Raw genomic sequence first — 13,782 nt, forward strand, 5'->3', positions numbered from 1 at the left:
TTGAGTTTTGCTACGCGCGCGAGCTTAAATGCTGTGCCGCCAATGTCTTGGCAATATCAGTAAAGCGTGGGCGGCAAGATAAATCCGGCTGCATACAGAGATCTTTTAACTGCCGCAGTTGAGCTCGCATCGCTTCGTCTTCATCGGCGCCAGCGAAGGGCAATAAGTCGTCAATCAAGCAGCCTAGCGCCCGCACCTCAATGGCCTGCATGGCATCTCGCGCCAATGGCGGCAGCTTTGCTAAGTTTGAGGCTGCGCCAAAGTCACCAAACAACAGCGCCATCTGCGGATTAATCATCATATTGTGCGCATACACATCCCCATGACTGATTTGCTGGGCGTGCATATGGGCTAAGGTCTCGGCCAACTGCTGAGCAATTTTGGCAATGCCCTTAAGGCTAAATTCGGTACCGCCCTTAAAGGTATCTCGGGTGCAGGTTTCGAGTGAGGGCGGTAAACCTAAGTTATAAAATCCTTGGGGAATTAACGCCATCACTAGCCCTAGCTGATCCTTCTGGCTGATATGCGCTAAGACCTTGATGAGATTTGGATGCTCGCCCGTGGTTAAACAACAATCCAATTCATCGGCAGGGTAACCGTCACTGGTCAGCTCGCCCTTAAATAGCTTAACCGCGATCTGCTCAGTCCCCGTGGCGGCAACCAACGCAGAATTTAACCAACGCCCCTGATAAATAATACCCGAGGCGCCCTCACCCAATTTGTCACCGAGAGCGATATCCGCCAATGACACATTTGGCACACAGGCCACATCGGCATGGGGATCGACCAACGTATGACTAAAGGGATTGCCCGCAAACGCCAGCCATGTGAGTTTAGGAAGCTTAAGCAACCAACTCGGCAGCGCGGCTAAAGCATTTGCCGACAAACGCACTAGCTCTAAGTTACGACACTGTGCCATAGACTCAGGTAACGCCGTTAATCGATTGCCTGCCAAGGCTAATTTTTGCAGGCGATGCAACTGCCCCATACGTTCGGGCAAGGCGGTGATTTGGTTATCCGTTAAGATCAACCAGCGGGTCTGCAAGGGCAATGAGGTCTCAGGAACCGAACGAATTTGATTCGCCTTAAAGCCAATCATCTCCAATTTCGGACATTGACCTAATACTTCGGGAAGCTCTTCGAAACGGTTATTTGAAGCAAATAAAATCTTCAAATGGGTTAAACGAGGTAAATCTTCGGGCAGTGAACTGAGCTGGTTATTGGATAAGTCGAGGATCTCAAGGGTATCGGCTAACTCAAAGATCTCCCGCGGAAACTCGGTTAAGTCTTCAACCAATTGTAACCGAGTAATCCCTTGTAATTGTCCCGCTTTTAACTGCGCTAACGTCTGCACTCTCTAATCCACAGCGATGAAAAAACACCGCTATCTTAGCCCATTTGCGACTAAATCTAAATGTCACATGGGTGGTCAAATTTCCAGCAAAGCTATTCAGAAATGCGAAAACAGATTAGCATGTGCCAAATCATGGAATACCAAGTCATCACAGATTACAGGACAATCATGCGGAAAACCTTTCGCCACCCCAGTGCATTCGCTGCGCTCGTGGTCGCCATCTTGACGGCTCAGCTAAGCGGCTGCGCAACCACTTCGGCGCAAACCTCACCCACGGAATACGCTGCAGCCTTGCCAGAAGCCGAAGGCACTAGCGAACAGACGACGCAACCTCAGCATGTTGAGGCAGAAGTTATCGACGAACGCTATACCGATGTGTGGGAGAAAATCCAACACGCCCGTACTATTGATGTGCATGACGATGCTGAAGTGCGCAAACAGCGCAACTTTTTCGATGATAAGCAAAAGTTTATGACTCAGGTGACCCAACGCGCCGAGCCATTTTTATACTATATTGTCAGCCAACTCGAAACCCGTAATATGCCGCTCGAATTGGCATTATTACCTATTGTCGAGAGTGGCTATAATCCGCTTGCCCAGGCAAATGGGCCTGCTGGACTCTGGCAAATGATCCCTGCCACGGGACGTAACTTTGGCCTTACCATCAACTCAGCCTACGATGGCCGTAAAGATGCGCTGGCCTCGACCGATGCCGTACTCGACTATTTACAGCACTTGCACGACACCTTAGGTAACGACTGGATCAACGCCGTTGCAGGCTATAACAGTGGCGAGCTAGTGATCAAAGCCGCTATCGATAGAAACAAAGCTAAGGGCAAACCCACGGATTTCTGGTCGCTGAATATTCCGGCTCGCCAAGTGCAAACCGTGCCTAAATGGCTGGCCTTTATTCAAATTATCCGCGCACCTAGCCATTACAATCTCAAGGTGATGCCGATTGCCAACCGCCCATTTTTAGAGCGTTTACCTGCACCTAACGGCGTTGAACTCAGCCAAATCGCCAATGCTGCGGGACTCACTAAGGCGGAGTTTAAAACCTATAACCCTGGTTATCGCCAAAGCGTGATCCCAAGTAAGGGCAAATATCAAATCGCCCTGCCGATTGAAAACATCGGCCAATACCAAGAGAATCAGCATCAGCTGTCCGCGCAAAAACATTACGACAGCCAAAGCTATATTGTGAAATCCGGCGATAGCCTAGGTACAATTGCTGCGAAATTTGATATTTCAGTCAAAGAGTTAAAGCAGGCAAATAACCTCAGCTCCGATAGAATTAAAATCGGCCAAGAGCTGACCCTGTTAACGCCGATGACAAGCGAAGATAACGCCTCGAGCGAGACGCCAAAACAGAGCAAAGCTCAAACAACGTCTCAATCGGCTAAAACTAAAACCAGCAGTAAAACCGCTGACAAGCCCGCCGCGAAAGCCAGCACATACAAGGTGAAGTCCGGTGACTCGTTAGATAAAATCGCGCGCAAAAACAAAGTGAAGCTCGCGGATTTAATGAAGTGGAACCAGCTCAATGCCAAGAGCATTATTAAGCCTGGCCAAGAGCTAAAACTGTCGGAATAGAGACGGTTAAGATGAAAAAGCACTACCAAGGTAGTGCTTTTTTATTGCCCAATCTATTTACCGATTAAAGCTTAACGAGGTTATAGCCAAAGCTGGTTGAAGCGTCCTTATTCAGCACCATAGTGACATTATCTTCGTTATTAAAATCCATCATCTCTGATGCATAAACTACTGTCTTAGTGCCATTTTCCACCGCAATGACCTTGATGGAATACTCACCTTTTGGCACTACTAAGGATTGCGGCGCCGTTGGATTAATGGCACTGATCTTATAGGTCGCAGTTTCAATGGTGTCGTTTGCCTTTAAGAAATACAGCGTCAGGTTACTCTTGTCGGCAAAACTAAGAATATCGAACTTAAAGCTGTAGGGGCTTGGCGTTTGCGTTTGCTTCATCTCCATCGCCTTGACTTGGCTACCCTCTTCGGTGGTTTGCTCGTAGATGAAGATGGTTTTGATATCGTCCTGATTAAGGGTGATCAACACATTATCGAGCAATTTAGCCTGGCTAGTGTGGTCAAACACACTCACGCCAAAGTCATTAAACTCCGCGCCTTGATAAGCAGTCACGCCAAAGGGAACCACATTGCTAAATAGGGCTTCTTGTTTATTGCTCACCACTTTGACATCGACATTATGTGCGGCCAAGCCGTTGAATACTCTAAAGCCTACACTACTTTCGAGGGCGACATGATTACGCACATTAGTGGTTGAATCGACACTGTCTAAGCTGATTTTGGCATCCGAGGCGCCAAAGCTTTCCCTTAAAATCAACTTATAGGGCACCTTAGACTTAAAGTTAATGCTTGCCGTGGTGTAGCTCACGTTGGTGGTTCCCGCAGGTGCGAGGTAAACCTTGTAATCCCCAGTGTCCAAAATCTGCGGTGTTGAAACGTCACCGTAGGAGACACTGCCCAGCATCACCGCATCGGCAAAGCTTTGATCGGCTTTGGCAATATAGGCATCGTAGGCAGGCGCATCCATCGCCGTATGGGCGATCAATAATTGCATTTTGCTCTTATCCGCTTCGGCATTTTGCTTATCTAACTCAGTGCGGGAGTAATTGATATTTAGCAGCGATGGCGAGGCAAAATCCCCATGCAACACAAAGAAGTGATCAGTTGCGGTTTTTAGATCGATATCCTCTTTGTAGATCGAAATATCCTTGTTAGACGCATCTTTACCCATTACCTCGACGGCACTCACGCCCGGTGTTGAAGTAAACCTTGGCATCGCATCGGCGTAGCTCACGCTCTCATAGGTTTTATCGCCAATCTTAAGTGCAGTGGCCGTACTCCCCACTGAAGCATTGTAGAATTGCACATAAGTATCGGTCTTCGAGGTGTCCTCATCCTTGTTGTTATCGGAGCCACCACAAGCGGTCACGCCCAAACAGGCGAAGGTCAAAACCGCGAATCCTTTTAGTTTATTGTTAAGCATCGTATCCCTCATTAGCAGACAAAAATTCAGTTCAGTCTACGCAGTTATACAATGACAACAATGGCAATTTCCATCGAAACAATAAACAAATATTTCACAAACTCAAACACCCAACAAACATCTCAATAACAACAAAAACTCTGATACAAACCACATGTTTTAAGCACTTAATTGATACAAATGCAGTCAAGGATACTTTTGTTTACAACTCAAATACTGCTATTGGGTAAAAAATGTTGCGGCTTTCGAGCATCATTCATCAGGCTTTGACCTTGTTTACAAATGGTATGAACCTTGTTCGCCCTATACGATTAGGTTACTCTCGCATCGCCAATTAAGTCTTGGGGATGGATAAGGTTTGCAAGGGATTCTTAACTACTACAAACAGTGTTTTCAACACGACAGTGCTGAAATTAACCTCTGGGCTAGCCATAAGCTGGCGGAACAAGATCAACTCTTGCTCCAGCATGAAGACGAATTGAGTAGTGGTTTTCTACCGCGCCTGCCAGTGCCATTTGCTCCCGCATCAGCGTTAATGGCACGTAGTGCCTTGTATCTACGTGAAAAAGTACTATTGCATTGCTGCCTGTTTTTTTGCGGTAGTGTTGAGCTTAATGGAGAAAAACGTAAAGTCGTCACGCCACTGCTGTACCGAGAATGCCAATTACAGCTTGATGGCGATAACATTTACCTAGAATGCAATCACACTCTGACAGGCTCTGGGCAATTCACCATCAATGAGCCCCTGTTAGAAAAGTTAGTCGTTGAGGGCCATAGTTTAAGCCAAGAGTTACGCGACAATCCAACGGATGTTAGTGGTTGGATAGCTTGGCTGCGGGCGGGTCAGGCCGATGTCGACACGGGTCATTTATTACATTTCCCCAAACTGATCGATGAAGCGGAATTTACCCGGCTCAGCCGTAAACGCGGGCCGTTTTTGGTCAGCCGTAGCCAAGTGATTCTGGCAGAACGTTCCTTTGCCAGTCGCGGCATTTTGCACGAACTCGATAAACTCATCACGGCGCCCTCACTCTCAGCACCGCTGCAAGCACTGTTTGGGCATGCTCCAAGCCAAGATTCAGAAAGTATTCATGTCGATACCCAAGAGGATTACCTGCCAGGGCTATTAAGCCGCGCGCAAATTCAGGCCCTAAAGGTAGCGGCTAATCATACATTGGGGCAAATATCGGGCCCACCAGGCACGGGTAAGAGTTACACCATAGCCACAGTGGCAGCGGAACAAGTATTAAGGGGCATGTCAGTACTGGTAGTCGCCCACACGGATGTTGCGGTGGATGTGATCGCCGACAAATTACAGCAACAGTTCCAGCTTGGGAGCAGCCTTATCCGAGCCGGCTCACCGCAGTTTATTAAAGTCCTTAAGAACCAAATCGATGAGATGCTTCATGGTCAGCACCCCGCGGTTGACCAAGAGGTGACGGATATTGTGTTACGCCTTGCAAAACAACAGTTAGCCAATGTCACCCGTAAGCAGGCCAATATGGAAACGGGTTTTATACGCCACTGCCGACACGCAATACGTCGGGGCCAGAAACTCGCGACACTAGAGCAAAAGCAATCCCGCTGGCGCCTAGGATTTTATCAGTGGTTTAATCGCTCAGGCATCAAGCAGTTTGCCCAGCAATGGGATGTACTCGACAGATTAACCGCCCTTATCGAGCAAAAAGAAAGCTTAAGCCTCAAATACTTACAATTGGCTACTGGTTATCGATTAAATCAATTACTCAAACATAAGCGCAGTACGCTGGTGAGTTTTGCCAGTGCGCTACGGGCACGGCAGTCAGCGAAGCAACTCGAAGGCTTCTACAAGACAGATTTTGATGCTTTAAAACAGACCTTTCCTATTTGGTTATCTAGCCTTGCGAGCTTACATAGGGTACTGCCCATGCAGGTGCAAATGTTTGATTTGGTCATTATTGATGAGGCGACTCAAGCCAATATTGCCGCATGTCTACCGGCCTTGCAGCGCGCCAAAGCTGCGCTCGTTGTTGGCGATAGTAAACAGCTACGCCATTTCTCGTTTTTATCCCGCGCAAAACAAACCCAAATCCAGACCCAGCTCGGACTCGCAGCAGATTGCCGCGGATTAATGAGCTACCGTGATGCCAGTATGCTCGACTTAGTATCGCAATCCCTTGAACGCCAATCCCAAGTGGTATTTTTAAATGAGCATTTTCGGAGTAAACCTGAGCTAATCCAATTTAGTAATCAGCAGTTTTATCAAGGCATGTTGAAGGTTATGCAACACAGGCCCTGTACGAGTTCGGGGCACTTACACAGAGTCCATGTGACTGGCAGCCGTGATAGCAAGGGAATTAACGCCATAGAAGCCGAGGCATTAATTCAAAAACTGTCTCAACTGATTGATGAACAAGAGAATGCATTAGTTCCAGCCAGCATTGGGGTACTCTCCTGCTTTCGCAATCAGACAGAGTATTTATCCCAGCAAATTCTCGCGCGCTTTAGTGCGCAGCAGATAGAGCGCCACCAATTACGGATTGCGACGCCCTTCGGATTTCAAGGGGAGGAGCGCGATATTATGCTGCTGTCGTTTAGCATTACGCCCAAAGACAGCCGAGCGGCAGTGTATTTAAATCGCGCCGATATGTTTAATGTCGCGATTACCCGCGCCAAGCAGATGCAGTGGCTATTCTTATCCGTGCAAGAGCATGAGCTTCCTAGCAATAATTTACTGGCAACTTACTTAGCATCGGCGGGACAATTTCAAGCGGCACATCACTATGTCGATTCCCTCGATAGCTTCGGCCAGTCAGTCGCACACGCGATTGAAGAAAAAGGCATAAGCGTCTGGCGCGCCTATCATATAGCAGGATTAGAACTGGATATTCTGTGCCGTTATGGTAACCAATATTTAGCAATAGATTTAATCGGTTACCCAGGGCCTTGGGCGGACTTTTTCGATATTGATATGTATAAGCTGTTGCAGCGCGCAGGCATTAAACTTATCCCCGTCAGTTACGGACTATGGTGCCAACAGCGAGAACTTTGTATCCAGCATATTTGTCAGCAATTGGGTATTCCCCAGCCACGCTAATACAAGCAAACCTTGAATGCCTAAGCCGCTTCCAATCCTGTTTTACACTACTCGGCGATGAGCTAAAAACAGGCTTTCCTTTAAAGCAATCAAGTGAAGTCACCCCCTATAAAATGAATATCATAGGGGGTAGGTCTTCAGAGGAAGGGTGATTTAATGGCTCACTGAGCCGTGACTGGCGCGGGTAAGGTTTCGATTGTTAAACGCTTATTATCCTTGAGATATTTCAGTGCCAATTGGCTTAACTCGGCGGGCGTAATCTGCTGTACCAGCGCCAATCGTTGGTTAAAGCCCGCAAAACGATCCGGTTGGCTTTGGGCGGTTGAGGCTAAATCGAGCCAAAAGTTATTGCTTTGCGGCGCCATCTGCATCCACTCCAACACTGGCTGGCGGGCACGATTGAGTAAATCCTCACTGATCCCCGCTGGCGCTTGGACTTGCTTCACTGCGGCGGCGTAATACTGAGCCACCTCAGGCAACATACTCTTAGTTGTGACGCTAAATAAGCCAAGGTAGCCATAACCCGTTGGATTTAAATCATTATATGAGAATGCCGAAGGTGAATAACTCGCGCCGGCTTTTTCGCGCACATTTTCAGTCAGCAAGATGCTCAGTACCTGCTCGAGCAAGCCTAAACCGACCTGCTCACGAAGATTACTCATATCCGTGGTTGGCCACACCTGCGCCAGCGCCGCCATATCGACCTGACCATAATGCGTCAGGCTCATGTGTGCTGGCACTTTGGGAAACACGGGCACAATTGTCTGTCCCTTAGGGATCGGCTGACGAGCAACAGCCCCTATGGTTTGCGCCACTTCGGCAATGGCGTTGTCTTCATTAAAATCGCCGACAATCGCCAGTTCAATCGCCCCCTGCTGCACCGCAGAATGGAAACTAGGCGCTAACTCGGTAAACTGACGCTTGAGGATTTCCTCAGGATTACCATAGCCATAGCGTTTATCACCATCATGGGCAATCCGAGCAAATTGATTCGAAAACTCCAGCTGTGGATTGCTATGAATACTCTGCTGCTCGGCAATCACTTGCTCACGGAATAACTGCTCGGCCTGCTTCTCCATACCTGGGTCGACTAAATAAGCCGTCAGCACGCCTAATTGGGTACGAAGCTCGGCAGCATTGGTGCTGATCTCACCGCCAAAACTCTGCTCACGTAGACTCAAGCTCACAGAGATATCTTGGCCTGCAAAAATATCCCGCAAGCTATCCCAATCATGTAAGCCTAAGCCGCCTTGCACAAAGGCACTGTTAAATAGATAGGACAAGCCGTCTAGCTCGGGGAATGGCACCTCGCCAAAGCCGATGTTTAAACTCACCAGCGTTACGCCCTGATTAAAATCCGTGGGTTTTAAATTGAGTCGCACACCGTTGGCAAACTGTAACTTACGGATCCCAGTTGCGGCATCACGCTGATCGGCAACAATCTGACCAGGCTCACCAAACTGGCTATAGGCAAATTCGGCAATGGCTTTGGTTTCAGGCGCTTTTACCGCTTGCTTTTGGCTCGCGTTGTAGGCGGATAATAGCTGTTTTTCAACATCATCTATGGGCTTATTGCTGGTTAAATACAAATAAGGCGTGCCATTCCAAGTCTGTTTAAACAACTGCTGCAGTTTTTGCGGCGTGATACTCGGCATCAGTTTCTCAAACAATGCCAATTGCCACTCAGGCTCGACGGGCACACGTCTGCTCGCCACCGCATTCACTAGGCTTTCGGCAATGTTCAGGCTGTGGATAGTGTTGCTACCGGCAGCATTGAGCTGATAGCCCTTATGCATTCGTTTAAGTTGTTGGTCGATTTCCTGTTGGCTAAAGCCAAACTCAAGCGCCTGACGCAGGGTTTGCTCCAATAACGCAATACCCTGCTGCCAATTGTTTTCCTGCGTGCCGAGCGTCATTTGAGTACCGTAGGCAATATCATACTCGTGACCAATTTGCAGATTAACGCCGTACAGGCCTTGGCTGTGGAGTAATTGAGATTCTAGGCGGCGATACAAAATACCGTGGGCGAGCTCTAATAAAATATCCTGCTCGCGCAGCGCAATCGTATCAGGCTTAGGCGTTTGTGGTTTTAACAGTCCTAAGGAAACCGAGGTTTGCAGACTCGGATCGAAGAAGGCGCTCGCCTCTACCGCAGCCTTGGCTTGCACCATACCGATAGATTGCGCCTTTACCCCAGCAGCCTGCGGCGCGGCTTGCCAATCGGTAAATTGCTGTTTGATCTTTTGCTCGATACTGCCGACATCGATATCGCCCACCACAATTAAGGTGGTGCGGGACGGCGTGTAAAAACGTTGATAGAGGGATAATAACTTTTCACGGTTCGCATTTTTAATGCTCGTCGCCTCTCCTACGGGAAAGCGCTGCGACAGCACTGTTTGCGGCATTAAAAAGGCTAACTGGTGGCGATAGTTTTCTAAATCGGCGCTGCTTCGCTCACGCAATTCAGACAAAACCACCGCCTTTTCACGCTCGATAAACGCGGGATCCAGCAACAGATTACCGGCGATTTCGCGCATTAAAAACAAGGCGGTATCGACCTTATCTTGGCTATTGCTCGGTAGATTAAACTGATAAACCGTCTGCTGAAATTCAGTCACCGCATTGGTATCGGCCCCAAAACTTAAGCCTAGGCGCTGCAGTGTGGGGATCATCTCCCCCGCAGCTAGCCCAGTAGAACCACTAAAGGCCATATGCTCTAACAAATGCACCAGCCCTTGCTCAGCATCCGTTTCCATCACAGATCCCACATCGACCCGCATACGGACGATAACCGCCTGTTCGGGAGTTTTGTTGTTCACTAACAGATAGTGCATACCATTGGTAAGAGTGCCTGTGTGCACGCGTTGACTTAAGGGTAAATTGGCCAACTCAGGCCATAAAGGCGCTTCAACCGCTCTTAAGGGTAAGGCCACCATGATAAATAGCAGCCACAGGTGTTTAAACTGGATTCGCTTGAAATGATTCATAAAAATTCATTTTCTCCACCCAATTGGGTTCATTAACCGGAGAAAATGCTTACCTCAGTACTGATAAATTGACTTTTTACTATAGCCGCTAAAAGGCTTTAAGTCACAAAATCAATACCTTACACCGTACCAAAAGCAATTATCACCTTGATATTTAGCAAAATATCTTTAGAAATAATTTCACCAAAATCTCGAACCAAATGCCTCGACCAGCGGCAAACACTCTACGCCCCGAAGCGGCTGACACAGATCGCGAATAGTTTGATTCACTATGATATAAGCCAGTTTTTCCTGTAGCGAAAATATCGACGCTCCCTCCACCTTGCTGGCATCAATCACTAAAGTCTGGATTTGGAGTGACTGACATTCACCATAGCGGCGATAACTGATTTGCGAGCGATTCATATCGATACAGGCGAAACGTTTAAGCACCTTCATCGCATAAAATTGATGATTGAAGTCTCCGCTGTTATCACGAATTTCAGCAGGGATAAACTGGACTTCTTTGTCGCTAACTGCACGAAATTGCTCGACAAATAATGAACTGACAAGGGGAAGGCCTATGGTGGGCAAAATGTCGTACTGGGTAATCGCCTCATCAAGCACATCCACCTCATAGTAAAGAGGTGTTACACCATTCAAAGGCTTAGTAAAACTATCAATATAGGGCTGCTCATTCTGCTCCGAATACACAAAATAAACATCCCTGTGATAGAAAGCATCCAACTCAAAAAATGGTTCCATCTCTACATCCTGTAAATGGTTTGAAAGCAACTCAACGTTTTGCTATCGACGGAAAAATTGCAATTAAAACAAAGCCCCGTAAACGGGGCCTTGTGTTTGAATCTTAGCACTATGCTAGATAATCAAGCTTAGAACGGGATATCGTCGTCCCAACCATCATCCAAATCTGGGGTGAAGTTTTGTTGTGGCTGTGGCGCTGGACGTTGTGCAGGTGCCGCTGGTGCTTGATACGCAGGTGCAGCAGGCTTAGGCGCATAACCACCTTGCTGTGGCTGTGCGTGGGGCTGCGCTTGTTGCTGGCCATAGCTTTGCTGAGCTGGCTGCTGATTGTAGCCAGATTGTGGCTGCTGTGCGGGTGCTTGGTAACTTTGCTGTGCTGGCGCGTATTGGTTTTGCGCTGGCGCAGTTTGAGCCGGTGCCGCTTGGTAACCCGCGTTTTGTTGCATGCCACCCATAGGTGCACCTTGGCCTTGACCTTGACTTTGGCCTTGATTGCGACCACCTAACATTTGCATGCTACCGCTTTGGTCGATAACCACTTCAGTGCTGTAACGATCTTGACCGCTTTGATCTTTCCACTTACGCGTCTGCAGTTTACCTTCGAGGTAAACCTGTGAACCTTTACGCAGGTACTCACCCGTAATTTCAGCCAACTTGCCAAACAGAACCACACGGTGCCATTCAGTACGCTCTTGCTGTTGACCTTGTTGGTCTTTCCACGATTCGCTGGTCGCTACTGTGATGTTAGCGACTGCGTTACCGTTTGGCATGTAACGTACTTCTGGATCTTGTCCCAAATTGCCAACCAAAATTACCTTGTTAACACCACGACTGGCCATTGAAATCTCCTGCGATTCTTTAAATAATCTATTAATTCAGTATGTTGTTTATAATTGTTGCCGCAAGGGAAAATCCGCTTCCCTAAAACTCGCGGCAATAACACATATTATTGAGCAGAGCCTAACACAGCTCGGGCTTCTCTTAAATCGAAATGCTCGTCAACTTTGAGATAAGCAACTTTCTCATCTAGCACCACAATCGCTTCGACCACACCCATCAATTGTGACAGCTGCGACGCCATATCCCGCGCTTGGGCCTTATCTTTTACGGCAGCCTCTAAGGTGTAACTCTTAAGCAGCACAGGATTTTTCATCCCTAGGGTCAATAATAACCAAACGCCCATCAATACCAGCGCGACGATAAACACGCCCACGGCGCCGACTAATTGGAACGCACCGCCGCCGAGCATACCTCCACAGAATGCGCCTAAGAATTGGCTAGTTGAATAGACCCCCATGGCCGAGCCTTTTTCACCAACGGGGCAGAATTTCGCAATCAAACTCGGCAGCGACGCCTCAAGGTAGTTAAAGCCGGTAAAAAACAGCAGCACTGCCACGCTCAATACCCAGAGGTTGTTCGAAAACATCGCCATGGCCGCAAGGGCAAACATCATGATCACTAAAGCAATTTGGAACATCGCCTTAGTATTCTTACGCTTCACCCCAATGATGATTAACGGCACCATCAAGAAGAATGCGCCCACAAACGCGGGGAAATACAGCATCCAATGTTTTTCTTTCACCAGACCCGCATCGACTAAATCGAGTGGCAAGGCGACAAACACCGCGGTTAACACTAAGTGCAGAATAAAAATACCCGCATCGAGCCTAAACAGCTGCGGATCGGTCAACATACGCTTGAGCTTGGCGGGCGCGGCTAAGGTATCGCCCTTAGGTGCATGGGAAATCGGATTCGGCACTAATAACTGCACAATCAACATGCCAAGTACCGCAAGGCCAGCGGTTAGCAGGAATAAACCCGATAAGCCTAAATGCTGCGCCACAATTGGGCCCACGAGTAACGACAGGGCAAAGGAGCCGCCGATACACATGCCGATAATGGCCATCACCTTAGTGCGCTGCTCATCTCGGGTTAAGTCCGCCGCTAAGGCCAACACGGCGGCGGCAATCGCCCCCATACCTTGCACGGCACGGCCAAATACCACCCCGTAAATCGTATCGGCATTGGCGGCAATTAAGCTGCCGATGGCGAACAATACTAGGCCAGCGAGAATGACAGGTTTACGACCATACTTGTCTGATAAAATCCCCATAGGGATCTGCAAAACGGCCTGAGTCAAACCATAGGCACCAATGGCAATCCCCACCCAAAGGGGAGAAAAACCTTCTAAATGCTGACCATAGAGTGCAAAGACGGGCATGATCATAAACAAGCCCATCATACGTAAACCAAATACGCTGGCTAAAGAAAACGCGACTTTTTTCTCGGTTCCTGAAAGTCCGTTGTTACCCATGATTTTGCCCTGGATTGAAGTCTTTTAGGGGGCGCATGTTAACACACCCAAAAGCGTTTGCTCAAAAGGAAAAACCGCCCGCGCCGAGAGTGCAAAACAGCGGGTTTTGCCCCGCGCCAATGCTGATGCTCGCGCGTTAGCGTACGCTTAGGCCTTTATTTTTAAGGCTTATCTAAAAGCCCATTGGCTACAAATAGTTAACTCGATGCTTACAGAAGTTGGCTAAGTTCACAGCCGATAGACGGATTAATCTTCGTTAATCCGCTAACTGCATCA

The 13,782-nt window shown here is 48.2% G+C and carries 8 protein-coding genes; 2 read left to right on the forward strand and 6 right to left on the reverse strand.

The window, feature by feature from the left end; all coding sequences use genetic code 11:
• Nucleotides 1–10 precede the first annotated feature (10 nt).
• Nucleotides 11–1,354, reverse strand: a complete 1,344-nt coding sequence (locus tag SHEWMR4_RS17825) for a leucine-rich repeat-containing protein kinase family protein (protein ID WP_011624144.1) — start codon at nt 1,352–1,354, stop codon at nt 11–13.
• Nucleotides 1,355–1,522: 168 nt separating this feature from the next.
• Between SHEWMR4_RS17825 and SHEWMR4_RS17830 the strand changes: the two genes are divergently transcribed.
• The gene (locus tag SHEWMR4_RS17830) at nt 1,523–2,947 is read left to right on the forward strand and encodes a LysM peptidoglycan-binding domain-containing protein (RefSeq protein ID WP_011624145.1); all 1,425 of its coding nucleotides are present in this window, start codon (nt 1,523–1,525) and stop codon (nt 2,945–2,947) included.
• Between the two features lie 64 nt (nt 2,948–3,011).
• On the opposite strand, the gene SHEWMR4_RS17835 is transcribed toward SHEWMR4_RS17830, so the two are convergent.
• Nucleotides 3,012–4,385 carry a DUF4397 domain-containing protein gene (locus SHEWMR4_RS17835; RefSeq protein ID WP_011624146.1) on the reverse strand — a complete coding sequence of 458 codons (1,374 nt, stop codon included), beginning with the start codon at nt 4,383–4,385 and terminating at the stop codon, nt 3,012–3,014.
• A gap of 358 nt (nt 4,386–4,743) precedes the next feature.
• On the opposite strand from SHEWMR4_RS17835, the gene SHEWMR4_RS17840 reads away from it, so the two are divergent.
• Entirely contained in the window at nt 4,744–7,461 is a 2,718-nt protein-coding gene (locus SHEWMR4_RS17840; protein WP_011624147.1) for a DEAD/DEAH box helicase, read from the forward strand.
• A 161-nt stretch (nt 7,462–7,622) separates the two neighbouring features.
• Here the strand turns inward: SHEWMR4_RS17840 and SHEWMR4_RS17845 are convergent, their stop codons facing one another.
• The 4 genes from SHEWMR4_RS17845 to SHEWMR4_RS17860 all read right to left on the reverse strand — a co-directional run bounded on the left by SHEWMR4_RS17845 (nt 7,623) and on the right by SHEWMR4_RS17860 (nt 13,506).
• A complete protein-coding gene (locus SHEWMR4_RS17845) occupies nt 7,623–10,448 on the reverse strand; it encodes a M16 family metallopeptidase (protein WP_049764517.1) in 2,826 nt (941 codons plus the stop codon).
• Between the two features lie 180 nt (nt 10,449–10,628).
• Entirely contained in the window at nt 10,629–11,192 is a 564-nt protein-coding gene (locus SHEWMR4_RS17850; RefSeq protein ID WP_011624149.1) for an imm11 family protein, read from the reverse strand.
• A 128-nt stretch (nt 11,193–11,320) separates the two neighbouring features.
• The gene (gene ssb, locus SHEWMR4_RS17855; RefSeq protein ID WP_011624150.1) at nt 11,321–12,031 is read right to left on the reverse strand and encodes a single-stranded DNA-binding protein; all 711 of its coding nucleotides are present in this window, start codon (nt 12,029–12,031) and stop codon (nt 11,321–11,323) included.
• A gap of 107 nt (nt 12,032–12,138) precedes the next feature.
• Complete coding sequence (locus SHEWMR4_RS17860) at nt 12,139–13,506, reverse strand: MFS transporter (RefSeq protein WP_011624151.1); 1,368 nt, start codon at nt 13,504–13,506, stop codon at nt 12,139–12,141.
• Nucleotides 13,507–13,782 lie beyond the last annotated feature (276 nt).

This window comes from Shewanella sp. MR-4, from assembly GCF_000014685.1.
In the GTDB taxonomy this organism is placed as follows: Bacteria; Pseudomonadota; Gammaproteobacteria; order Enterobacterales; family Shewanellaceae; genus Shewanella.